Source organism: Synechococcus sp. R5-13, from assembly GCF_047462015.1.
Taxonomy (GTDB): domain Bacteria; phylum Cyanobacteriota; class Cyanobacteriia; order Thermostichales; family Thermostichaceae; genus Thermostichus.
In genome coordinates this window covers 1-22,169 of record NZ_JANSIL010000013.1, presented here as the reverse complement: position 1 = coordinate 22,169, position 22,169 = coordinate 1, and the positions used below count along the sequence as shown (strand labels likewise).

Sequence of the window (22,169 nt, the reverse complement as noted above, 5' to 3'; positions counted from 1 at the left end):
CTCTTCCTCAAATACCCCCCAGGCGAGGATTTCGTGCTCAACGCCTTACGGCAATCAGAGGAAAATCACTGCTGGAGTTAACCTATCAAGTCCACGGGTTGAAGTTGTGCTCAACGCCTTACGGCAATCAGAGGAAAATCACGGCGCACCCCAGGATTCTTACTCTGCAAGGCTCGGATGGAGCCTTTGCAAGCATGTACCCTTATTCTATACACCAACTGCCAGCTAGAAGACAGGTCTCCTAACGCACTGGGCCCGGCAAAAGGTTTTCTCGTAAGGGAGCCGGGATTTTGCAAGCAACTCCAGGCGGTCGAAAATCCCTGGAACCCTCTTCCGACAAGACTTTCAGGTCTTTTGGGGGCTAAAGCGTCTTTCACAACGATAGATCCTTGCTTTTTAACAGATCCTGTAGCCATCCTGTCGTTCTGGCCAACTTTCTGGTCGGTTCGAGGCGAGCACCCGCTCTAAGCAGCGGTTGCAGATCCCCACAAGCAAGAGGTCATCCTCTGGTTTTAGAATTTTCTCTAGCTCCCAACGCAGTTTCTCTCGTTCTCGCAATGTTAGCCAGGCACGAAAAATTGAGTACTGAATTCGTTCTCCATATCCCTCCAATAACTTGAATGCTTTTCGCCATCGCTTCTGACAGCGAATATCGTAGCACACCAAGTAACAAACCTTATGCTCGGCCATAATCTATCTCACAACTAAGTTTCCAAACAAGTCTGCTTCGCCGTTCCACTCTTTTTCCAAAAGACGAACCTCTAGCTCTATTAAACGGCAGTAGGTAAGAGAGTAATGAGTAACTGGGTGCTTCCACTTTTCTCGCTTGCGCTCTTCGTAAATCCGAATCATCTTCTTACGTCCCTCTTCGCTGAGCCAAACTTGTTGGCCCCGTACTGTAAAATCTGCGTCTGGATCCCATTGCCGTCGGTTAACTGAGGCTACGACTGGCATATCTACAAGAGGAACACGGAAGATCTCCATCAAGTCAAGAGCCAGAGGATGCGCTTGGGAGCGAGGCTGGTGATAAAAACCCAGGGCGGGCTCTAATCCAACTGTCAAAATAGCATTCATTACATCTTTAAGCAAAAGAGCATAACCAAACCCAAGTAAGGCGTTAAAGCGATCCTTGGGAGGTCTTCGATTTCGTCCTGAAAATCGCATTTCCTCAGGTACTGCATCAGACAGCAGATGAGGCAAGGCAGAAAAGTAGAGCGCTGCTAAGTTTCCTTCCAGTCCCAATAGACTTGACAAAGAGTCTGCCTGATCAACTTGCTTGAGCAATCGCTTCATTTGTTCGATAGCTTGTTCTACCTCCGGCGAACGCTGGGATCCCAAGCGCATTAAGAACTTGCGCTGGCTCTGGCCTCGACACCTCACCAACTTTCGGGCTAGTCTCAGGCACATTTCAGGATTGCTCAGGGCCTGATACTGTCGAATGCGGCGCTGGATGCTCCCATATCGGGGATCCAGGCTGCCGACATAGCGTCCACCTCCCGAAATTAAGTGAATTCCAATGTATTGTTCGGCGCAGAAATGAATGGCTTGAGTTGAAATTTGAGAGAAACCATGCAGCACAATTTGTCCAGTTTGCTGAGCGGAGATAAACTCTTCGCTTTGGTTTCGGTAGGTAACTTTGAGACGGGATCCACTGCGCCCTACCCGTGCCCCTGGCTCTAGAATGTGGACACATTGCCGTTCGTCATCTTCCGGGAACAGGCGAATAGGTTGCCATTCTCTGTCATGAGCTAGCCTCGCTTCTTCGGGCAAACACACGGGAGCTAAGGAGCAACCCGCACACAGCCGCTCATTGTCGGTAATTGGGGGCCGCAGAGGAGATTGGCGCAGCAGCCTCGCTTGTTCAATTGCCTGACGTACAGCTTGGCGCCCAGCATCATCAAGGGGTACGTGTACGAGCACATTGTCAGCATGGTACCGAATTCGTCCTTCGGGAATTGGGATCCCCAAAGCTGTTTCCACGAGATAGGCATAGGCCAAAATCTGCAACCGGTCACTCTCCCAGGCTTGAGGCTGATTGTCTGGATCCCGTGCTGACCGACCCCTTTTATGCTCGTAGGGAATGATCTGTCCATCACGAGTGTGCAAAGCATCCACTCTTCCCCGCAAGCCCAGTTCTTCGCTTTCTAGAAATAGATCCTCCCACTCCTCTCCCTCTTGCTTTTCCAGCTCTGTGTGTAACCGCCGACCGGCAAAAATAGCTGCGTTTTCCGTATAGAGCTCCTCGACCTCCTCTAGATAAAATAGTCGTGGGCAGTAGGCCAATGCGTGCAGTGCTGAAACACGAATCAAATCTGAATCTATCTGTGCGGGGAAATCGATTAGTGATGCCGGCATAATCTGATACTCCGAAATATAAAAAATAGGGCTCTTCTAGGACTCTTCAGCAATGCTAGAACAGCTTTCTCTTTGAGTGGAGATAAAACTCAGACTCCGCACAAGATCTTCTCCTGGCAGGGTTACTAAGCTGTTCAGAAACAAGCTTTCGACTTAGGGTTGACAAGTCTGGAACTAAAGCTTGGAATTCTCGCTGCCTAGTTTGGGCAAATTTCCGTCCAGGCTAACTCCGGCACATTATCACCTTCAAGAGTTCGGAGTGAGTATCTTCGCCAGCGAGTATCCCGCGATCCCACGTGATCAACCCAATACGGCAAGGTCAGGATCCCATCCTCATCTTGAATTAGCCATCTTCCCCCTGAAGGGACTTTCTGAATTGGTCTTACCGAGTTAACTAAGTCACGACTCTCTCCTAGGCTTAGTCCCCCAGATCGGTCAATTAATTCAGGATTTTCAAAGGCTCTTTCCAAGTCATGAGCAAGGGATCCATTGACCAAAACTGCGATTTGCACATCGGTCAGCAATTGTTGGTAGTCAGGACGGGCATTGTTTGGATGCTGAATATCTTTTGTCTTAAAACGACGAAGGGTACGGATCACTGTAGAAAGCTGGGGTTGGCTCAGGAGAGCAATTGCCAGTTGGGATCCGCAATATCGATGCCGATCCCATTCTCCCAGCAAGGAAAGCAACATTCCATAAACAGTAGCCGGTGGCGGCACTGGATAAGTTTCGGCAAACTCCCTGGCCCAAGATTGACGGAAACAGGCGATAGGCACCTCAACCTGGAGCTGAATCATGCTGCCTCCTCACAAGAAATTTGCTGCCTAATCAAGCTGATAAGTTGATTAACTGTTGACTTAATGCCTGGACTTACATGAGCACCCAACTGGGCTAGCTTCTCCCCGTCCTCAGTTTCGGCAGCAGCTCCTGCTAGCCACAGCTCTTGAGGATCTATATCCCCCACTTGCACTCGACGCACTAAGTCCGGCATGCTGATTTCTCCATCAGAGTTTTCTTCAAAACAGTAGAGCAGGCGTGGCGAAAAGTCGTGTGTCCAGCGCAGGACTATGCTATCCGGTGAAAAGTCATAGAGAAAGCGAGAGTGATTGCCGGCTACTTCCCCCAACGAAACCAGTCCGTTTAACACTTCGATTACTCGGTCTTGCCGGTGGAGCCGAGCAGGAGTCATTGCAAAGCCGTACTGATAGCGAGTAGCATGAACCTCCGTTCCGTAGAGAGAAGTGGATCCCTTCTGGCCACTTTTCGCGTTGAAGGTTACATCTCCGCTGTAGGGTCGAGTAGAAACTGCCCGAGTTACTTCCAAAACACCTCGCCGAGCAGTGGTAGTGCCCTTTGGTAACTTCTCTCCCTTCTTCCTGGATGAGTTTTCGTCTGAGGCATCTACTTTAGCCCCTTCCGCACGCATAAAGCCTAGGACATCATCATCGATATACCGCTCGGGATCAAAGTTAGGCGCTTGCCACTCGTTGTCGTTGGTTTGATCATTCCAACGTCGGTTAACTTCGCAGCCATTCCCTGAGACCTGCCAATAGTAACGCAGGGCCCAACGGATTGCTTCAGCAGAGACGGTAGTGTGCACCTCATTTTTCCAGAGGATCTTTTGCAGGGTAGTGATGTTGCCGTCATTCTCACCGCGGTTGTTGGCAGCGGTGCCATAGCTGGTCAAAATGTTGCCAAACAGGTGCAAAGTCATAATCTTCCTCCAAGCTAATTCTTCAAACTGAACCGTTAAGTTGTTGCTACGTCAACTTTTCACTTGACTTTCTGGCTCTTGCTTTACACTTTCAGTCCTCCTCTAGCTCGGCAAGTACAATCAAGTCAACATCATCCTCGTCAAGCTCATCCTGAAGTTCTTCCTGTCGCTCCTTGCCTTTGTAGCTGGCCAACGCTAGAAGAGCTAAGTCTCGCGCTTTTTTCCATTCCTTGGGATCCATAACTAAATCCATCAAGTCATCCCAATGCTCTTGCAGTGTCGGTATTCTTCCAGCCCGCGCCCAAAAGCTAGTAATAAACTCGCGGAAGCTTTCCGCGTTTTTGCATCGAGTCAGACCAGTGCGAATACGTATATTTTCTCTGTCAAAGTTAGTAAACTCTCCCCTATCCTGGGTTTTCTGAGATAACCGACCATAGGTAAAGCGAATGGCTTCATGACAAGCCTGAACAAACCAGCGCTCTCTGTCATCCATTTCCGTTTTCATGACCATTTCGTTTAGACCTCCGCGCTCGTAACATAGCTGCTTAAACTGCTCGTTGCTATTAACCTGCTCTGCAAATCCGGCATACCAAGAGTAACCCCTTGCCAGATTTTCAGCAATCATCTCACGAGCAAAACTTGTTGCAATGAAACTGCCTTCCTCTGCTTTTGCCTTGACGACAACTCGATCTGGTAACACTGCTTTGCAGATCTGGTAGTTTTTACAGACGCGATATTCTGCTTCTACAGTAAGTAGATCTGTGCGAGATTTTTGTTGGCTCGACCACGGAACAACACCTAGAGTTAGAACCTGACATCGTTTTACCTTAAATTCCCTAGCAGATTCTGCAATCCCTTGGTACGTCAAAAACCTAAGCCCAGCATCTCCCAAACTCGAAGCATGAAAATCCTGGTAGGCTGCATAACGAAGCTGGGGATCTTGCCGGTAGCTTGCATAGACCTCCATATCGGTAATCTCGGGAACTACCAGGGCATATTGAGCTTTCTGATCTCGCAGCCGCGAGCGAAGTATGTAGTAGCAGCAAGAAACAGGAGCGTAGAGAAGTATAAAGGCCATCTCTGGAGATTCTTCAAAGCTTGTATCCGAGGGAAATGCATTGTGGCGAACGACTGCACCAGGATTAAGCCAGCCAGCAATGCTAATTGGCTGCTTAAGCCAATTACCGTTTTTATCACATAGATTTTTGGCAAATTCCTGATGGACGTAGCTTTCTAAAGCTTTATACTTGATAATGACAGGCGGATGATCCTCATCAATCTCTAAAGATTGAGTTTGCTCGCCAATAACTTTACGGGTTTTGGCATGTTGTAGAAATGTTCCCAGGATTCCTTGATGGATGACTACCTGGGAGTCTTTTCGCATCGACTTACTGTCGATCCCTCGCAGTGCGATTAACCCATTGTCAAGCTGGAAGGACTCTTTGAGCAACCAATCAATTACTTCAAAGTCATTTCCCTGCCAGGACAGTTGAACTTGTCGAGACGTCAGTTCCCAACTTAGTGACCCTGGACGCTTTTCTGGTGGAATTTCCTGCTCTAGCTGCTTGAGGGTCATCCATAGTCCGGCTAAACCCGCCCGATGCAGCAATGTTAATCCGGGGTGTCCTAGGTGCAACTTTAATTCGGTCATGGCGTACCAAATTCCTCGCTGTAGGTGATATATCCAGGCTCTGTGATGAAATAAAACCCGCGTCGTTGCCAATTCCACCACTCTGTCTTTTTATCTGGGATCCGGATTGGAATTGACCAGGCTTGAGCTTCTTGTAGAAAAGCTTGCATTCTCGATAGCTTTTGGCCCTTATCTAGAGCTTTCTTCTGTCTGACTTCAGCAGCCTTCCAAATAGCGTCTTGATCCTCTGCCAGAAGCACTGTTATCGTGTAGCTGGCCTCTCGCAGGGAACTTGGATAAGTGCACCAGTTTTGATCAAGCCATGCTGACTTCACCCTGGCAGGCTCTTCCCGGCTGAGCTGAGAGATGATATCAGCCAGGTCTCGCTGGGAAATATACTCAAGTTCTCTAAGCTGTTCAAGCAGCTGCCGGCCAGTTTCTAATTCTGCTGCGCCATAGGGGAGGTGTTCGTTCCATTCGTAGAAAAGAGCTACACGGGATCGCTCCTGCTCGCTTTTCATTCTTCGATTGAGGCGACCTAGTCGCTGAATTAAAGATGTCGCTGGAGCCATAGCAGAGATAAGCAAGTCTGCACTTAAATCTAAGGACATTTCACAAACCTGTGTAGTAACAGCGAGAACAGGCCCTGGTTGACCAAAAGCGTTAATAATCTGCTCATGCTTTCTAAGTCTATCTTTATAACGAAATCGACTGTGATAAATTAAAACTTTGGCTTCAATGTCTTTTAGCTTCTTCTGAGCCTCTCGATAAATGTTAATGCAACTGGCAACTGAATTAGTTACCCACAATACCTTTTGGTTCTCTTGAACTGCCTTAGTAACTTCTGACCAAATGGATTCGGAATTGATGGGATCCCCTTCTGATGAAATTTCTCTTATTTGATAGCGCTTCAGCTCTTCTAACTCTTGCGGTCCTTCAATGGGATCCCCTATAGGCTCACCCAACTCACTCATCACCCGTTTAATCGCCTCAAGTCGCCCTGGGGTGAAGCTGGCGCTCATCAGTAGGATAGGTGCGCCTCGAAAAGCCTGTAAAAATCTCAGCAAAGAGCCAAACAACTGATTGTCATAGGCATGTACCTCGTCAAAAACGAAGGCAGATTGAACTAGAGCTGGCCAAGAAAATAGTGGTCTTCTATTGTTCTGGATTAACCCTAAAATAGAGTCCACAGTGCAGATAACCAGTTTCTTTCTCCATACTTGCAACGCTGCCAAACGAAACGAATTACCCTCATCCTCTTCGCCTTCGCCGGTCAATAAAAGTTCTCGATCCAAATCTGCTCGTGAGTGCATCAGTGTCTTTTCTATTGGGGATCCCTCAGCGTAGTCCAAGTAGCCCTGAGTAGCCGTTCCGGTGGTCGGATAGCCAAAAAACAGTCGCCTTCCCGATGCCCACTTTTTCGCCCAAGCGTAGGCTCCCAAGGTCTTGCCTGTACCACAGCCTGCCTTGACCAGTGTTACTCGATGAGTGGCAGCAGCCATTTGCTCTTGGAAGGGACGCAGGGAGTTTTTTCCTAGTTTCTGGGTAATCAGTTGCTCTAATTCACTTTCTTGGAGAGCTAAACTCAAGGTATTAGAAACCCAGCTTTGCAAGTTTTCTCCCTCCACTGGCAAGACCGATCCTGCTAAATCTGCAGCAATTACTGTTGCCTTAGCAGCCGCTATTAATATCTGTCTCTCAAAGCTAAAATTTTGAGCAAAGTCTCGAAACTGATCTACCAATGCATGCAAGTGCTGTTCCAGTTGGTCTCTTTCCCAACTTGCTGAGGGTACACTTGGAATCTCTGATGGTAGCCCTAGTCTCTGCGATCCGAGCCTCAACACAGATTGAAAGTCTGGATGGCCAGTATAAACGTAAATCTCAGATCCTGAGCCATCAGACAACTCCGTAATTTTGTGAGATTCTTTGCCCTGAGAATTCACTCCCGCTTTGAGGTGATGTCCAATTGCTGTCCAGGCAGCTAAGAGGAGCTCCTCTTCAGTAAATGCTTTCTGTAGCCACTCTCGAAATGCACTGACCTGTAAAGCAAGTATGCCACTTAAAAACTCATGTCGGATAAGTTGCCTTCTGTTATGACTTCTCCAACTCTTTTCAAGCTCTGCTTTCGAGTTAGTGTCTAGGATCGACGACTTGAGATAAACCATCTCCTGGAAATGTTGATTGGCTTTACCCCAGTCGTGCAGATAAGCTCCTAATTTGACAACAGCTCCCAAACGATTTGAGTCACTTAACCCTAACTGCTTGCAAATAGTCTGTCCTAGGCGATCTGAGAAGACTTCAGCCGCTGACAAGACAGCCGCAACATGGCCTGCAAGTTTAGCAGCGCCCCTTGCCTGAGCATACTCTTCTTTAGATTGGTAGCTGGGATCCCATTTTCCCAGCGATTTTGCTAGCAAAAACTTAAACATTGTAGAGTCATCCTCACCTGCACGGCAAAAAGAATCCACAACCCATGCGCCGCCGGCCACCTAGCCCTACCTGCTGGAGGCGAATTGAGTCTTCTTCCTGTAGGTTCTCTACTAAGGTTGAGAAACCTACAATCGTATGCCCTTTAATTCTCAAGGTCTTGCGCAAGGGTTTCCCAGTTTTATCTTGCAGTACTGATACCCGGCCTGAGATCTTAAGCTTTTCTAACTGGTCTTGGGCAGCTTGCACAAATGGATCTGGCTCGGTGTAGCCCTTGATTGTAACAATTCGGGCTTTTAGGGAAGTGCTTGGTTTGAGAGTAAAAATCCTGGGGATCCCTAGCTGTACTTCGTGAGATCCAATCTTCAATTGCTTGCCGGCTAGCTTGTACACCTCCGGCACTGCTTCCATGGGCAGCCGAATTCTAATGTGGGAGTGCGGAGTCAGTAAGATTTTGCCTCGTCTGTCTCCAATTCCCGCTGTTGTCAAAATCCCGATGTGAGGGTTTCGGTGCAGTGTTGGTACTTGGTGGCATAGCGCCGCGAGTAGAGCGTACCCGTGATCTGCTGGGAGGGTAGTTCCTCGCACGGGCAGGCATAGGTCCACTACGGGAGCTTCGTAAGGGACATGTGTTGGGTTTGCCATTGAAGCTTCAGCAGTCATTGAGTGGCTCATTACACAACTGCCACATAAAACATATGTAAGAAATGCTAGTGAACACAGCTCGCTTCTGTCAAGCAGCGCGCGGCGCCCCAGGGCGATCAGTGGAAAGGGCAGTCAGGGGTGCTAAGGCCTGCTGCCAGCAGCAAGGCACTTTCGACCACAACAGCCACGTGAAAGTGCTCAACGCCCAGGGGCTTACCTCTGACAATACCACTGGTCTTAGCCCTGTTTACCCAGGAGTTGATTTTTGGAAGAGTTCTCAGAAGACAGCTGGATCCCCTACCCCCGCATAGGCAACCTCGAAGGGTAGAGCTTAGGATGGCTTGACCCATCTCCTCTTTATCAGCTCTCTCGCTGCCTATGAACCTGTCATCCATTGCCAAGCCACAGCAGCTTTCTCTTTTGCTGATTGCACTTCAGCTAACTCTGGGAGCGCCGGCGACAGCTCATCCGGTCACCAGTTCTGCAACGGACTCGACGGCGGCGGCCATTCAGCGAGTAACGGAAATTCATGGCGGAGCTGGGCCTTGGGCCGTGGTCGGCTATCGCATGGGGATGCGCGCTCTGCAGGAGCTGGGCTTGATGAGTCCAACTCCCCACACTTCTAGGAACCGTTTTCTGGTGGAGGTCATTCACGAGTCGCCGGCAGAGATCCCGTTCGTGTGCATTGTGGATGGCTTGCATGCTGCAACAGGGGCCAGTTTGGGCAAGTTGAACTTGAAGCTGGTGGAGGTCGAATCTCTTGAAAAAATGCGCAGCGTGGTCATCCACCGAGAGACCGGCAAGCGGGTGGAGTTTCAAGTTTTGCCCGAGTTTATTGACAAATACCGGAACTTGCCCCCGGAACAACTGGCGGCTGCAGGGCAGGAAGTTCTTCAACTGGCCGATGAGAAGCTTTTCCGTCTCGCCATTAGCCCATAGCAGGGAATATCGCTTCGGGATCCCTTCGGCATTCCTGAGCCAATCAGCTCCAGACCCGAGCGGGTGGCCACCTCTGCCGGATGCTCTCTTTCTGGAACTAACTCTGATTATCGTGGGCTCGCTAGGTACCCCCTAAGGGATCCGGGCTTGAGCGAATACATCTTGAGGGATCACCTTTAGACCCGGCAGGAAATCATCTTGAATGGCTTGAGATCCCGTAAAGGTGCGCGGCGGGGCATCGGGATAGAAGACGGTGATGCTCTTGGCTTGGGGATCCACCACCCAAACGCGGGGGATCCCAGCTTCTAGATAATCGGTTGCCTTCTGGGCTATGGCCCCAAAACTCTGGCCAGCAGAAAGGATCTCGATCACCAACTCGGGAATGGCAAAACAAGGCTCATCGGTCATGGCCTCAACTGGCAATCGCTCGTTGGAGATGTAGGTGAGGTCGGGAATCGGGATCCAGGGTTCTGCTTTTCGTGTCAGAACAATTGCCCACTCAGTATGTGCTGACCCAGGCTTAGGACACTCAGGGCTAGAGCACCAGTCCTCCAAAATTTGCCACAACACCGGTTGGAGACGAGCATGGAAGCGTTTTGGCGACATGGGTTCGTTTTTGGAGACGGCCCGCCCATCGACTAGCTCATAGACAATATCCCCCTCCGGCAAGGCCAGAAACTGTTCGGGAGTTAGCTTTTGACCTGAAATGGACAACTCTGGAGTCGATAGCATCACAGGATCCCCGTTGTTTAGGATGGCCGAATCTCTGTCTAGGCTAGCTCTGACATCCCCCACCTTCACCGTTTTGAAACAGTTGTCGAGCAGGGATCCAAATCCAGCGGCAAGATGGCTCCACTCAATTTTGGGGGTAGAGATCCCCATCTTTCTGGCACCGGCTGAGCAGAGGATGCCACTTTTCGGGAGAGGATAGGGCAACATTCAACCCAGAACCCTCTCCAGGCAACTTGAGAAGGGGAGGCTTCCAAGCTGCAGTAGCTTGAAGATGCCCGTGCTTCAATGCTTGAAAGCCGTCATCGAGAGGATCCCTATGGCTAATACCCTTTTGACCACTCTAGGCACCAGCCCCTACAGCGAGACGGTGTATGTTTTTGGGGAGCGGAAAGCCGATAGAACCCGTTATGTTGCCAAAGCCCTCTGTCAGCTCTTTGACATCGAGAGGGTGATTGTGCTGCTAACCCAAGAAGCACATGACACCCATTGGAAGCATCTACAGGACTGCCTACCCCCCCACGTGGAGAAAATTGCCAAGGCCATTCCTGAAGGGAAAACCGAGGCAGAGACCTGGGAGATCTTCGATGTGCTGGTCGATAGCATCGAGCCCCATACGCGGCTGGTTTTCGATATCACCCACGCCTTTCGCTCCATCCCCGTACTGGTGCTCTTGGGAGCCGCCCTTTTGCGCAAGGCCAAGAATGTAAATATTCAGGGGCTGTACTACGGTCTCTATCTCAAAGACCAGCAGGAAACACCCATCATCGATCTCACCCCCGCCCTTCGTCTTTTGGACTGGCTGACGGCTACCGACAAATTCATCAGCACCGGCTCGGCGCTGGAGTTGGGCCAACTTTTGGATACAGTTCAACGGGACTTTTACCGCCAACCAGGGTTGGACAAAAGGGATCCCAGACCTACTCGCCTGCAAAGCTTTGGCCGAGCCATCCGCAATGTTTCCCGCTCTCTTGAACTGGTAAGACCTGTCAGTCTCCTAGAAGAGGACTTGCCCAATTTGCAAAGGCACTCCACTGCGGATCTGGAGCAAGAGGTGGGCCAATTTGCCAAGCCTTTTGGTCTGCTGCTGCAAAGCATTCAGGATAGCTACGGCCAGCTGGCCCTGCCCCCAGACAAGGCTTCGGATCCCAGGGCCGAAATTCAAAAACACTTTCAACTGCTGCGGTGGTACGTGGAAAAGCGCCTCACCGCCCAAGCTCTTCTACTGGCTCGGGAGTGGGTGATCTCTGCCCTCTGCCTGTGCGAGGGGATCCAAAACTACCGCGAGCGGGAACAGCGGCAGGAGATCGAACAGCAGTTGGGATCCCTGATCCCACGAGGAGAGCAGCCCCAGATGTCTCTGGCCATTGCTGCCCACGTTTCCGACACCAAACAGCTTGCCGATCTCTGGTCTCGCCTCAGCGAATACCGCAACGACACGGCCCATGTGCAAATGAATCCCAATCGTTTGGACGGGGAAGCTCTGGAAAATTTCGTTCTGCGGGATCTGCTGCCCAAGCTGGAGGCTCTTTTCCCCGACTTGACCCAGCCGGAGTCTTCTGAGGAATTGGAAGGGGGTATTTCCAAGGCTCCCTAGGCTAAAGGCGTCGGTAACCGGAGAAGCGAATACGTTTGGGCAGGGATCCCAGCCTCAGGCTCTTTTTTCTCAAGAGGGTTCAGAAAAGCGGCAGAAGCTCACAGCGTCCATCTTGGCTTACCTGGAGAAATACTGAAGAAACTCTACAGATACCCAAGGATTGACGGATTTTACTTTGTAGCCTCTGTAGCCATTGCGTCGGACACTTGGCGAATTCCTGCCTACTGTTTCTTCAAAGTTGTTCACCGTTCCTCTGGTCTTTCTATTCCTAACTGCTTTGCGAAAACCCTATGTCTCACTACTGGCAAGCCAAGATTTGGGGTCTATTGCACGATCCCGCCCTCAAAGCCCTACACGACAGGACTGGCCGCTCCAAGGAAGGGCCGTGGGCCAAACTGGCAGCGATGCAGGGATGGTCTTCTCCCAAAGCCGAGGGATCCCCTCTCAGAGGTGTGGGAGATGCGGATCTCATCGCCTCGGCCAGCGACCGCGCGGCCATTGGCCATTTGCCCATAGCCATCAACTATCAAGTTGAGGATCGCAACTTGGGTCTTGGACTAGAAATGAGCCACTTGCTCTCCGGGCGCAAGCGCTTTTGGCAATTGGCCGATGACCAACACCAAGCCCTCAAGGATGCCCGCTCCCGTGCAGACTACCTGATGGAACGGGAGGAGAGCGCCATCCCCGATTGGGTTTGGCAAGAGGAGGATCCCCAAAAAGTGTTTTGGTGGTTTTGGCGGTGCTTTCCCCAGGCCATTTGTCAGGAGTTTGGGGATGAAAGCTTGCTGCTATTGCCGGCAGAAACCCGGCTGCCAGACGGATCCCTGTGGAGCCACGCCAGCGTCACCGCAGCCCTAGCGGGATGTTTGGCCGGCTACGACGAGCCCAAGTTCGCGCGTCCCTTCTTGGTGAGCTTTACCTTCAACCCCATCCAGGAGCTGATCAAAGCCAGCCGCAAAATGCGGGACTTCTGGGCTGGCTCCTGGCTGCTGCACTACCTTTCTGCTCGCATAAGTTGGCGACTAGCTGAAAAATACGGTCCCGACTGCCTACTCTACCCCAGCCTCTATGGCCAGCCATTAATCGACTACTGGCTGCGGGAGAAGTACCCCGAATTTGAAGAATGGATCCCTCAGCCTTCGCCTAACGCCCTGCTCACCGCCGGCTTTCCCAATGTGCTCCTGCTGCTGCTGCCAGAAGAGCGGGTGGAGGCGGCCATGCAGTTTGCCCAGCAGACCCTCAAGGAAGAATGGAAGCAGTTGGCCCAGAGGGTGCTGGATCACCTGCAGGCGGATCGCCGCTGGCTGAGGCAGTTGCACCCAGAGGACCCCACCTGGCAGGGATGGCTGGAGCATCAGTGGCAGCACTACTGGGCAGCCGTGCCCCTGGGATCCCCGGCTCACTCTCTCAAGGATACCGGCATCCTCAAGCCCCCTCAGGTTTCCATTGATGAGGATCCCTGGGTCAGTGCCCAAAACCGCACCTATCACCTGGGGGCTAAGCAAAAGCTCTTTGCTGATGAGGAGCTGGAGTTTCTGCGGGCTAGCTTTTGGGATCCCAAAAAGCAAGAGCGCCGCCAATACAAGGCCGGACTCAACGTGGGATCTTGGTGGGCAGCCGCAGTGGAGCAAAGTCGGCGGCTACAAGCCGCTTGTAAGCAGGCCCGCGATTGGCAGCTCCCCGTTGCGTTTGGGCCGCGCAGCACCGTTTCGGGCTTGGGGCCGGTGGTGCATCCCTCACCGCGGCAGGGGTGGATAACAGAAGGGGAGAGTCGGCGGCTTTGGCAACGGCAGGCCGGGCTCTTCGATGGCCGGGAACAGCTCAATGCCACCGAAACCCTCAAGCGGGGCTTGTACAAAGTGCTGCCGGAGCTCTTCCGCGAGCTGGATGAAGACCAGATTGAAGACCAGATTGCCGCTTCCTACCCGGATCTCACGGCTGGGGTGGCTGGCTACCTCAAGACTCACGGGCAACGGGAGCGGGAGCATTTTGAGCAGGCCTGTCAGGCAGTGGAGGCCCGCTACCCGGAGGTCAGAGGGGTGCTGCGGGAAATGCGGGGCAAATGGGGGATCCCGTGGGCCGACCAGCAGGAGCTGTGCTACCATCCCCGTCTGCTCAATGCCGGTTGGCTGGTGGAAGACCTGGAGCTGGACGAGGAAACGCAAAGAAGCTACCGGCAGGACATCGAGACGCTTCTAGGCCGCTACTACCCCAGCGTTAACCCCGCCAGTTGGTACGTGCTGGCTGCCGGGGATGGGGACGACATGGGCAAATGGCTCAGGGGCGAGAAGATGAAATCCTACTACGACTATCTGCCTCAACCCCTACAGCGGCTGGCCAACGGGCAAACGGAAGCCATTGGCGAGGTCTTTGGCAAGGACAAGGAGGAGCTGGAGCAAGTCAAAGACGCTTTTCAGAAGTTTGTCAAAAACAGCCGCAAGCGCATGGGGCCTGCCACCCACAGCGCCCTAAGCCGCGCCCTGCTGGATTTTTCCGGCCAGTTGGTGCCCTACCTAACAGAGCAACGCTATGCAGGCAAGCTCATCTACGCCGGCGGGGACGACGTTTTGGCCTACACCAACCTCTGGGAGTGGGATGGCTGGCTGTGGGATATTCGCCAGTGTTTCCGGGGGGGAGAGGATGACTGGCGGGAGTTTGAGAACCTGGGGGACTACTGGCAGTGGAAAAAAGGGCGGCCTCCCGAAGGTTTGAGCCGGCGCCCCCTCTTTACCCTGGGATCCGCAGCCACCATCAGCTTCGGCGTGGTGATTGCCCATCACTCGGTGCCTCTGGCCATTGCCCTGGAAAACCTTTGGCAGGCGGAAGAAGAAGCCAAGGGCCACCTCTATGCCCATGGCTGCCCCAAAGACAGCGTGCAGGTGCGGGTGCTGTTTGCCAATGGCAACCAACTGGTGAGCACCAGCAAATTCGACACGTTCGACAAGTGGAAGGATCTCCTTGATTTTGACTGGAAGCTCATGGGCCAGCAGCAGGATCAAAGCTCCTTGTTTGAGCAGGCAGCCCAACTGTGGGAGCAACATCCTGCCCCCAGCCCAGAGGCGGTGCCAGCCTGGGCCACGCTCTTTTGCAGCCGCCGGGATCTCTTCAAACAGGAATCGGAGCAGAAAGAGCACTTCCAGAACAAGCTTGTGGAGTTTATCCAGCATTTTTGGCAGCACAGCCTGCCCGCCCAGCCCCAGGAGTGGGATCTGGAGATCAAAAACTGGTTCAAGCTGGCGGCTTTTGTGCTGCGCAACCGCACCGTGAAATTGGGGAGGAACGGCCGATGAGTTGGTTTACCCTATCACCCTTGGATGTGTGGATGTTTCGAGATGCTAAGCCCTTTGCGCCGGGAGAGCGGGCCTGGGCCAACAGCAGCTTTCCCCCTAGCGGCCATACCCTTGCTGGTGCTATCCAGGCTTACCTGGGCCAGCCGATGACGCTGCGGCTGCGGGGCCCCTTTCTCTGCCACGACGAAAGGCTCTATTTCCCCGCCCCTCTGCATCTGGAAGACGGATTCCCCCTTGTTCCCGTTCCTTGGTTGGACAAGACGGATCCCTACTTCCATTGCCACTGGGATCCCACCCGGCCAGCCCCGTTGGTGTCCCTGAGGCCAGCAGAGGAGGAACCCGAACGCAGCCAGAGCAGCAAGAAGAAAAAAACGGGAGGCTATCTGCCCTTCGAGGCGGTGCAAAAGGCGCTGGAAGGCAAAGGCTGGGATCTCAGCCAGGCCGTCAAGCCGCCGTTGAAGTATGAAGTACGGCCCCACAACACTCTGCAGGTGAGCAAGCGGCAAGTGCGAGAAGCCGATGGCTACTTTGTGGAGACCTGCATCCGCCTTCAGCCGGGCTGGAGTTTGGCCCTTTCCATCGAGGGCTGGGATCCCGATCGCGAAGCCTGGGATCCCTTGCCCCTGCAGCAAGAAGTGGTTGTGCGGCTGGGGGGAGAAGGCCACGGTGCCTTGCTAGCCCCTTGTCCGAAGTTGCAGGCGCAGTGGCAGCAGTTGCAGGACCTTTCTCAGGCCGCCTTTTGCCAAGCCGGACGCGCTTTGGCCTACTTGGTGACCCCAGGTGTGTTCATCAAAAAGGTGGACGGGCGTTCCCTCTGCCGTGCCTGGCCGTGGGAATGGCGATTGGCCACTCCCCACCCCGCCCATCCCCTCACCGGCCCCCTGGTGAGCGTGGCCACCGGCAAGCCCGTTCCCATCAACGGCCGCCTGCGGGTGGATTCTCTACAACAGTCGCGACAGATCAGCCTACCCGCTCCTCAAGTTTTTGCAGCGCCTCCTGGCAGTGTCTACTACCTGGAGCAACCGGCCCCCCTCAACCAAGAAGAGCCGGAGCTAGAAGATGGCCGGCTCAACGTGTTCCACCGCTGGCGGCTGTTGGGCTATAGCGAGCTCCTATGGCTGCCTTGGGCCAACTGAGTTTTGCTTTCAGTCCTTGAATACTTACTCGCAAAAGGAGCCCATCCATGACTTTTCAGATTGCCTACCTCCATCTATTGACTCCCCTGCACACCGGCGGCACTGCCCAAGAAGGGAACCTCTTGGGGATTGCCCGCGAATCCCACACCCATTTGCCCTACATCCCTTCCAGCACCATCCGGGGCAGGTTGCGGGCCAGTGTGACTGATAAGCACAAAAAATTTGAGCTCTTTGGCAACGAAATTGGGGAAGGGGATCAGCTGACCCAGGGATCCATTTGGATTGGAGATGGCTCCTTGCTTTGGATCCCGGTGCCCTCCCTCAGCCACGGGGTGGTGTGGATAAGCTGCCCGCTTCTGCTCAAGCGCTGGCTGCGGCTAACAGGCCAGAATCTGTCAGTGCCGGATCCCTATAGCACCAACTTGGGAACAAACCAGCCTATCTACCTCAAAGATGCCATTCTCAAAGAGGGTCTCAAACAATGGTCGGAATGGAAGAGCTACACCAAAGATCCTAATATCAGTCGCGTGATTGTTTTACCCGATCAGCACTGTGCCACCCTCATTCAAATGAGCCTGTGGCGGCAGGTGAAAGTCAAGCTTAGCGAGCACAAGGTTGTGGAAGGAGGCTTCCGCTATGAAGAGGCCATTCCTCCTGACAGCTTGATGTACTTTACCTGGGGGGTTACCGCCCAAGCAAATGGCAGTTCTGAGGAGGCAATGAAAGAGTTTCGAGATCTGCTGCAATCCAACCAGATTATGCAGATTGGCGGCCAGGAAAGCTTGGGCCGAGGCTTTGTGGAGCTGTCTTTGAACTAGATCTCAACCTAGGAGGGAGGTTTTATGAATAGCTTTGACCCGCGTACATTGGCCAAGCCCGTTTACGAATCCCTGTGCCAGCTCAGAGCGCAAACCAAGGATACAGAAAGGCTAAAAGAGCAAAAAAACCAGGCTGTGGAGCTCTACACCTATCTTTCTACTTGGGGCCTGCTGCGCCTCAAGGCCGAAGAAGACGCCCTTAGCCAAGAGGGCAAAAAAGAGGTGGTCAAGGAGTTTTTCGATTGCCTAGAAAAGATCTCCGGTCAAAACGAAATTGCCAAATCCAACGGCCTGGATCGTCTCATGGGGTTGGGAGTTGAAGAGTACCTGGGTTTAACAGGACTGGGACTTGCTTTGGCGCAAGAATTCAGCTTCTGGGCTACAGCCATTTACCATGACATTAGCGGAGGGGACTAATGAGTGTAGCTGTTCCAATCCAGTCTATTTCCCTGTGTGAAGGAAGCCAAGTGGTCATCCATTCGCTGACTTGGCAAGACTTTGAGAGCATCTTGGAAGAGTTAGGGGAAGACCGCCACACTCGCATTGCCTATTACAACGGCACGTTAGAGATCATGTCTCCCTTGTCCAAACATGAGCGCCCTCACCGCATTGCCGGAGATATTGTGAAAGCTCTCCTTGATTCTCAAGGGAGAGACTGGGAAGACTTTGGCTCAACAACCCTTAAAAAGTCTGGCAGTGCTGGGGTGGAGCCTGACACCTGCTTTTATGTCCATCACCTAGAGCAGGTGCGAGGGTGTGAGGGAAGGATCGATGTCGATCTGTTGCCTCCGCCTGATCTGGCCATTGAGTCCGACGTTACTTCCCGGACCTTTATCGATGCCTATAAAGCTATTGGCGTGCCCGAAGTTTGGCTCTTGGGTGAGCGAAGTTTGCGGATATTTATTCTGCAGGGAGAAGACTACGTAGAATCGAGCTGCAGCCGGCTTTTTCCAGACTTCGACATCTCCAGTCTTGTACCTCAACTTATTCGACGCGCCTTAGAAATTGGCACCAGCGCTATGTTGCGCGAATTTCGGGAAACGCTTCGCAATTCCTAATACTGCTTTCCAGCTTTAGGAGAAGATCAAATGCCTAGCAATCGTCCTGCCAACGCTCCACAACCCCTTCCCCGTCCTGGAAGACCAGGCTCACCTCAGCAAGGGGATCCCAGCCGTCCGCCAAGTTCAGGAAGTCAAGGAGGAGGCCATCCCCCCAATCAGAGAGGGGGGAGTGGTGGTGGAGGGGGCGGCAACCATTCCCAACCTTCTCCCTGGTTAGGGCATCCCTCGGATCCCAATCCCAACCCAGATCGGACGGCGAGCTTTATTGAATATCTGCGGTGGATGAGAGCCTATGGGGCTCCTTTCAGGGACGGAACCAAAGTCGATCTGGTGCATCGGGCGGAAGCAAATGCAGACTACAGCTCCCGCTTGCAAGTTCTAAACGATCGCATCAAGCGCATTGCCAATGACACCTTTCAGGTCACCTGTCCCTGGCGAATTCGGGTGGGTGGAGCCAAAGGCCCGGAGAGTATGCTGCTGCCCGCTTTTGATCACTTGGGGATCCCCTACATTCCCAGCTCCACCTTGCGGGGGGTAGCCCGCACCCAGGCTATTCGAGAGTTGATGCGGAAGCGCAATCTGTCTTGGAAAGAGGCGGATAAAGCAGTGGCACCCTGGCTTGGGCATCTAGAAGCTGAGGACAAAGATAGTGCTGGCAAGGTGATCTTTTTAGATGCCTACCCTGTGCCGACCAGGACTCAAAGACAAGGGGATCCCGATAATTCCAGAACAGGAGGTCTAGCTGTCGATATTGCCAATAATATCTGGAAGTGGAACGGTCAAAATCTTGAATACTCACCTAATCCCAACCTCTTCTTTTCTCTCAAGCAAGCCACTTTTTTGATTGGCCTGCGTAAAGGGCCAGGCTGCACCAACGAGATGTTGGCCCAAGTGAAAGAATGGCTCATCCGCGGGCTGGAGCAAGGAGTGGGATCCCAAGTCAATACCGGCTACGGTCGGCTGATTCAAACTGGCAAAACTCTATCTCAATACAAGGGAGAATTCTTGCGGCTGCCTTTTGAGCTGGAGGGTCAGTTGATCCACGGGCGGCAAGTGGTCAACTGGAGACCTGATAAGAACCGGTATGACAACAAATCAATTGCCGAAGTGCGACCGGTAGCCTTTAAGAACATGCTGCGCTACTGGTTTCGAACCTTTGCCCTGGGTGTTTTGCCCGTGAAGCAGGTGCAGGAATGGGAGGGGCAACTTTTTGGGGCCATCACTCCCCAGCAAAAACACGGCTGGATCCACGTGGATCTTTTGAAGGGGCGAGTAACTCAACCGGAGCCGGAACCCAATCAAGCAGGAAAGGGGAAGCCTGCCGGACGGCAAGAAGGGATCCTCATTCTCAGCCTTTCTGAGGAGTGCCAAAACTATGCTTCAAAGGAGAACCAGAAAGCGGTGCAAAAGCTCTTTCGGAATCTGACCTGGATGCTGTTTCACCTGGGAGGTATTGGCCAGGGGGCAAGAAGGCCCTGCTACTCTCGCCAAAATCGCGACAGAGCTCCTTGGTGGCGCGGATCCACCCTCATTCCCAACTCCGAAGATTCATTTTGGAATCTGCCAGAGTCGGTAGAGGAATTCCAGAAACTCTTTCAGAAGCGGCTGCGGGGCTTTTTTGAAGCACTCCAGGTTTTGACTGGGCAGGCCATTGATCTCAGCAATCCCAGGAGCTTTGGTCAGGTCGGCAAAGAAAAGTGTCCTGAAGCTGTGGATGCCCATTGCAGGATTGTAGTCTGCAGCGGCCCAGAAGAGTTTAATAAGCCCTATGCTTTGGCTGTTTTGCACAAGGTAGGCAAGATAGCGCCAGGAAAATACGACAAGTTTCTCTGCGGCGACACAGGCACGCCGTCCCCTGTCTGGATTGCAGATTTGGATGACTATCAGGTGGTTACCGTTTTTGGGGCAACGGTGAATCCTAGGAAAAGTTATCTTGAACAGCTCAGGAAAAATGCTGATGATTTTGGAATAATCTGGCCCTTGAGGTAGAGATCTTGGAGAATCTCTGGAGGAATAAAATGTCCAAAAAGAGGATCAATGCCAAAGTTCTTAGAAACCTTGTTACAGCTGTGGTCAACGGCTCGATCACGCTGGCCATCCTGCTAATTGCTCCTTTGGGATTGGCAGCCGTGATTACCAATACCGTTCTTGTCATGATTGCCAGCTTCTTTTCGGGCAGTCTGGCCGAGATCGTGATGGATTTCTTGTCAAGTCCTGAAATTGATGTTGAGATTTTACCGGAGCGTGGCCGCTCTAAACCCGGCAATGCCATAGATCAGAGGCGAGGCGCTGAAGATCTGCGTCGTCATGACGAATAATGCGAACTTTATATGTCTCTCAGCAGGGGTGTAGGCTAAGCCTTAAGCAAGAGTTCGTAATGGTCTATTTGGGCGAGTCGCTCTTGCAGGAGGTGCCTCTACCCTTGCTGGAGCAAATTTTAATCTTTGGCCGATCCCAGGTCACCACAGACGTAGTGAGAGCGTGCCTGAGGCGGAATATTCCTATTGCCTATCTCTCCCGGCTAGGCTATTGCTATGGTCGCCTTGTTCCTATAGAGAGGGGGTACCGCCGCTTAGCTCATTTGCAACAAGCGCTCCCTGAAGAATGGCGATTGCAAACGGCAGCCCAGATGGTGCGAGCCAAGCTGCTCAATAGCCGGGTGCTGCTGATGAGGCAGCTCAGGCAGCGCCCCACTGAAACAGGGGATCTGACCCTGCGCAGTCTGGAACATTTGGCTGCTCAAGCTCTTGAGGCCAAGTCTCTAGATCAATTGCGGGGCATTGAAGGAGCGGCTGCGGCTCTGTATTTCCCGGAATTGGGAAATTGCCTTCAGCAAAGGGGCTTTGTTTTGCTTAACCGCACTCGACAGCCGCCCACTAACCCGGTTAATGCCATGCTCAGCTTTGGCTACATGGTGCTCTGGAACCATCTATTAACCCTGATTGAGCTGCAAGATTTGGATCCCTATCAGGGTTGCTTGCACGCTAGCAGTGAACGCCATGCTGCTCTGGTTTCGGACTTACTGGAAGAATTTCGGGCGCCTATTGTAGATTCAATAGTCCTCTGGCTGATCAACAAGGGCATTATGAACATCGAAGAAGACTTTGAGTATCGCGATGGTGGCTGTTTTCTAAGTGATAGTGGCAGGAAAAAGTACCTTACAGCTTTCATCCAAAGAATGGAGGGATCCATCCAGACCCCTGACGGAGATCAACCCCGCTGGGATCTGCTAACGCAGCAAGTTAAAAAGTTTAAGCAATCCGTCTATAATCCTCAAGATTTGTACCAGCCCTACCGGATTCGCTGATGTTTCTTTATGTTGTTACCTACGATACTCCCTGCGACAAGCGACGCAAGAAAATTGCCGACCTGCTAGAAGGCTACGGCAAGCGCGTGCAATACAGCGTGTTTGAGTGCGTCCTCGACAAAGACAAGTTCGAGGAGCTCAAACTGCGGCTCCGCAAGAAGATCAAGCCCGAGGAAGACAGCGTCCGCTTCTATCCGCTCACTAGCTATGTCCTCGCCCAGGTGGAAATCTGGGGTGGGCCTGCCCTGACTGCACCCCCCAGCTCGGTCATTGTGTAGCTCAGGCAAGTCTCTTCCTACTTAAGCACTCGGTGTTTCCAAAAGCACACTCAAACGGTATCAACGCCTGCGCGAGCGATCCGCCAAAAGCCGCAAAGGCCGATTCTTTCGTCCGATCCCTCGACGCCTTGCGCCACAAGGCTTTCCGGCCCCAAAGCCCCCTCGCCAGCACCCTTTTTGCCGACTTTTTTCCGGATCCCTCGCAAATGGGTCTTGCATTCCTTGCCCTGCTTGGGTTTAATA

At 52.6% G+C, this 22,169-nt stretch carries 20 protein-coding genes; 11 read left to right on the top strand and 9 right to left on the bottom strand.

Annotated elements, in window-relative coordinates:
- Nucleotides 1–396: 396 nt before the first annotated feature.
- The 7 genes from cas2 (NW840_RS01010) to cas6 all read right to left on the bottom strand — a co-directional run bounded on the left by cas2 (NW840_RS01010) (nucleotide 397) and on the right by cas6 (nucleotide 8,771).
- Complete coding sequence (gene cas2 / locus NW840_RS01010) at nucleotides 397–690, bottom strand: CRISPR-associated endonuclease Cas2 (RefSeq protein WP_414341823.1); 294 nt, start codon at nucleotides 688–690, stop codon at nucleotides 397–399.
- A 3-nt stretch (nucleotides 691–693) separates the two neighbouring features.
- Nucleotides 694–2,355 (bottom strand): type I-MYXAN CRISPR-associated endonuclease Cas1, encoded by a 1,662-nt coding sequence (gene cas1 / locus NW840_RS01005; protein ID WP_414341821.1) that lies wholly within the window; start codon nucleotides 2,353–2,355, stop codon nucleotides 694–696.
- Between the two features lie 197 nt (nucleotides 2,356–2,552).
- Entirely contained in the window at nucleotides 2,553–3,152 is a 600-nt protein-coding gene (cas5, locus tag NW840_RS01000) for a type I-MYXAN CRISPR-associated protein Cas5/Cmx5/DevS (protein WP_414341818.1), read from the bottom strand.
- On the bottom strand, nucleotides 3,149–4,069 hold the full coding sequence (gene cas7i / locus NW840_RS00995) for a type I-B CRISPR-associated protein Cas7/Cst2/DevR (RefSeq protein WP_414341816.1): 921 nt from the start codon (nucleotides 4,067–4,069) through the stop codon (nucleotides 3,149–3,151). The genes cas5 and cas7i overlap by 4 nt, the downstream gene beginning before the upstream one ends.
- 91 nt (nucleotides 4,070–4,160) lie before the next feature.
- Nucleotides 4,161–5,720: a type I-MYXAN CRISPR-associated Cas8a1/Cmx1 gene (cas8a1, locus tag NW840_RS00990; RefSeq protein ID WP_414341814.1), complete on the bottom strand. Its 1,560-nt coding sequence runs from the start codon at nucleotides 5,718–5,720 to the stop codon at nucleotides 4,161–4,163.
- Nucleotides 5,717–8,128 carry a CRISPR-associated helicase Cas3' gene (cas3, locus tag NW840_RS00985; protein ID WP_414341812.1) on the bottom strand — a complete coding sequence of 804 codons (2,412 nt, stop codon included), beginning with the start codon at nucleotides 8,126–8,128 and terminating at the stop codon, nucleotides 5,717–5,719. The genes cas8a1 and cas3 overlap by 4 nt, the downstream gene beginning before the upstream one ends.
- 13 nt (nucleotides 8,129–8,141) lie before the next feature.
- Nucleotides 8,142–8,771 carry a type I-MYXAN CRISPR-associated protein Cas6/Cmx6 gene (gene cas6, locus NW840_RS00980; RefSeq protein WP_414341825.1) on the bottom strand — a complete coding sequence of 210 codons (630 nt, stop codon included), beginning with the start codon at nucleotides 8,769–8,771 and terminating at the stop codon, nucleotides 8,142–8,144.
- Between the two features lie 378 nt (nucleotides 8,772–9,149).
- Between cas6 and NW840_RS00975 the strand changes: the two genes are divergently transcribed.
- On the top strand, nucleotides 9,150–9,710 hold the full coding sequence (locus tag NW840_RS00975; RefSeq protein WP_414341810.1) for a formylmethanofuran dehydrogenase subunit E family protein: 561 nt from the start codon (nucleotides 9,150–9,152) through the stop codon (nucleotides 9,708–9,710).
- A gap of 132 nt (nucleotides 9,711–9,842) precedes the next feature.
- On the opposite strand, the gene NW840_RS00970 is transcribed toward NW840_RS00975, so the two are convergent.
- On the bottom strand, nucleotides 9,843–10,592 hold the full coding sequence (locus tag NW840_RS00970) for a Uma2 family endonuclease (RefSeq protein WP_414341808.1): 750 nt from the start codon (nucleotides 10,590–10,592) through the stop codon (nucleotides 9,843–9,845).
- 166 nt (nucleotides 10,593–10,758) lie between these two features.
- On the opposite strand from NW840_RS00970, the gene csx2 reads away from it, so the two are divergent.
- The 10 genes from csx2 to cas2 (NW840_RS00920) all read left to right on the top strand — a co-directional run bounded on the left by csx2 (nucleotide 10,759) and on the right by cas2 (NW840_RS00920) (nucleotide 21,926).
- Complete coding sequence (csx2, locus tag NW840_RS00965; RefSeq protein WP_414341806.1) at nucleotides 10,759–12,036, top strand: TIGR02221 family CRISPR-associated protein; 1,278 nt, start codon at nucleotides 10,759–10,761, stop codon at nucleotides 12,034–12,036.
- Nucleotides 12,037–12,326: 290 nt separating this feature from the next.
- Nucleotides 12,327–15,326 (top strand): type III-B CRISPR-associated protein Cas10/Cmr2, encoded by a 3,000-nt coding sequence (gene cas10, locus NW840_RS00960; RefSeq protein WP_414341804.1) that lies wholly within the window; start codon nucleotides 12,327–12,329, stop codon nucleotides 15,324–15,326.
- Nucleotides 15,323–16,462 (top strand): type III-B CRISPR module-associated protein Cmr3, encoded by a 1,140-nt coding sequence (locus NW840_RS00955; RefSeq protein WP_414341802.1) that lies wholly within the window; start codon nucleotides 15,323–15,325, stop codon nucleotides 16,460–16,462. The genes cas10 and NW840_RS00955 overlap by 4 nt, the downstream gene beginning before the upstream one ends.
- A gap of 47 nt (nucleotides 16,463–16,509) precedes the next feature.
- The gene (cmr4, locus tag NW840_RS00950) at nucleotides 16,510–17,280 is read left to right on the top strand and encodes a type III-B CRISPR module RAMP protein Cmr4 (protein ID WP_414341800.1); all 771 of its coding nucleotides are present in this window, start codon (nucleotides 16,510–16,512) and stop codon (nucleotides 17,278–17,280) included.
- Nucleotides 17,281–17,304: 24 nt separating this feature from the next.
- A complete protein-coding gene (locus NW840_RS00945) occupies nucleotides 17,305–17,697 on the top strand; it encodes a hypothetical protein (protein WP_414341799.1) in 393 nt (130 codons plus the stop codon).
- Nucleotides 17,697–18,338, top strand: coding sequence for a Uma2 family endonuclease (locus NW840_RS00940; RefSeq protein ID WP_414341797.1), 642 nt, complete (start codon nucleotides 17,697–17,699; stop codon nucleotides 18,336–18,338). The genes NW840_RS00945 and NW840_RS00940 overlap by 1 nt, the downstream gene beginning before the upstream one ends.
- A gap of 372 nt (nucleotides 18,339–18,710) precedes the next feature.
- Nucleotides 18,711–20,330 carry an RAMP superfamily CRISPR-associated protein gene (locus tag NW840_RS00935; protein ID WP_414341794.1) on the top strand — a complete coding sequence of 540 codons (1,620 nt, stop codon included), beginning with the start codon at nucleotides 18,711–18,713 and terminating at the stop codon, nucleotides 20,328–20,330.
- A gap of 29 nt (nucleotides 20,331–20,359) precedes the next feature.
- Nucleotides 20,360–20,659: a CRISPR-associated protein Csx18 gene (gene csx18 / locus NW840_RS00930; protein WP_414341792.1), complete on the top strand. Its 300-nt coding sequence runs from the start codon at nucleotides 20,360–20,362 to the stop codon at nucleotides 20,657–20,659.
- Entirely contained in the window at nucleotides 20,659–21,648 is a 990-nt protein-coding gene (gene cas1, locus NW840_RS00925; RefSeq protein ID WP_414329661.1) for a CRISPR-associated endonuclease Cas1, read from the top strand. The genes csx18 and cas1 (NW840_RS00925) overlap by 1 nt, the downstream gene beginning before the upstream one ends.
- Nucleotides 21,648–21,926 carry a CRISPR-associated endonuclease Cas2 gene (cas2, locus tag NW840_RS00920; RefSeq protein ID WP_414329659.1) on the top strand — a complete coding sequence of 93 codons (279 nt, stop codon included), beginning with the start codon at nucleotides 21,648–21,650 and terminating at the stop codon, nucleotides 21,924–21,926. The genes cas1 (NW840_RS00925) and cas2 (NW840_RS00920) overlap by 1 nt, the downstream gene beginning before the upstream one ends.
- Before the next feature lie 50 nt (nucleotides 21,927–21,976).
- Here cas2 (NW840_RS00920) and NW840_RS00915 read toward each other — a convergent pair.
- The coding region (locus tag NW840_RS00915; RefSeq protein WP_414341790.1) for a hypothetical protein at nucleotides 21,977–22,169 on the bottom strand (193 nt) is incomplete at its 5' end.

What these genes read in the sequence shown, in the direction of transcription:
- cas2 (WP_414341823.1), bottom strand. Translation starts at nt 690, where the DNA reads ATGGCCGAGCATAAGGTTTGTTACTTGGTGTGCTACGATATTCGCTGT.
- cas1 (WP_414341821.1), bottom strand. Translation starts at nt 2,355, where the DNA reads ATGCCGGCATCACTAATCGATTTCCCCGCACAGATAGATTCAGATTTG.
- cas5 (WP_414341818.1), bottom strand. Translation starts at nt 3,152, where the DNA reads ATGATTCAGCTCCAGGTTGAGGTGCCTATCGCCTGTTTCCGTCAATCT.
- cas7i (WP_414341816.1), bottom strand. Translation starts at nt 4,069, where the DNA reads ATGACTTTGCACCTGTTTGGCAACATTTTGACCAGCTATGGCACCGCT.
- cas8a1 (WP_414341814.1), bottom strand. Translation starts at nt 5,720, where the DNA reads ATGACCGAATTAAAGTTGCACCTAGGACACCCCGGATTAACATTGCTG.
- cas3 (WP_414341812.1), bottom strand. Translation starts at nt 8,128, where the DNA reads ATGTTTAAGTTTTTGCTAGCAAAATCGCTGGGAAAATGGGATCCCAGC.
- cas6 (WP_414341825.1), bottom strand. Translation starts at nt 8,771, where the DNA reads ATGGCAAACCCAACACATGTCCCTTACGAAGCTCCCGTAGTGGACCTA.
- NW840_RS00975 (WP_414341810.1), top strand. Translation starts at nt 9,150, where the DNA reads ATGAACCTGTCATCCATTGCCAAGCCACAGCAGCTTTCTCTTTTGCTG.
- NW840_RS00970 (WP_414341808.1), bottom strand. Translation starts at nt 10,592, where the DNA reads ATGGGGATCTCTACCCCCAAAATTGAGTGGAGCCATCTTGCCGCTGGA.
- csx2 (WP_414341806.1), top strand. Translation starts at nt 10,759, where the DNA reads ATGGCTAATACCCTTTTGACCACTCTAGGCACCAGCCCCTACAGCGAG.
- cas10 (WP_414341804.1), top strand. Translation starts at nt 12,327, where the DNA reads ATGTCTCACTACTGGCAAGCCAAGATTTGGGGTCTATTGCACGATCCC.
- NW840_RS00955 (WP_414341802.1), top strand. Translation starts at nt 15,323, where the DNA reads ATGAGTTGGTTTACCCTATCACCCTTGGATGTGTGGATGTTTCGAGAT.
- cmr4 (WP_414341800.1), top strand. Translation starts at nt 16,510, where the DNA reads ATGACTTTTCAGATTGCCTACCTCCATCTATTGACTCCCCTGCACACC.
- NW840_RS00945 (WP_414341799.1), top strand. Translation starts at nt 17,305, where the DNA reads ATGAATAGCTTTGACCCGCGTACATTGGCCAAGCCCGTTTACGAATCC.
- NW840_RS00940 (WP_414341797.1), top strand. Translation starts at nt 17,697, where the DNA reads ATGAGTGTAGCTGTTCCAATCCAGTCTATTTCCCTGTGTGAAGGAAGC.
- csx18 (WP_414341792.1), top strand. Translation starts at nt 20,360, where the DNA reads ATGTCCAAAAAGAGGATCAATGCCAAAGTTCTTAGAAACCTTGTTACA.
- cas1 (WP_414329661.1), top strand. Translation starts at nt 20,659, where the DNA reads ATGCGAACTTTATATGTCTCTCAGCAGGGGTGTAGGCTAAGCCTTAAG.
- cas2 (WP_414329659.1), top strand. Translation starts at nt 21,648, where the DNA reads ATGTTTCTTTATGTTGTTACCTACGATACTCCCTGCGACAAGCGACGC.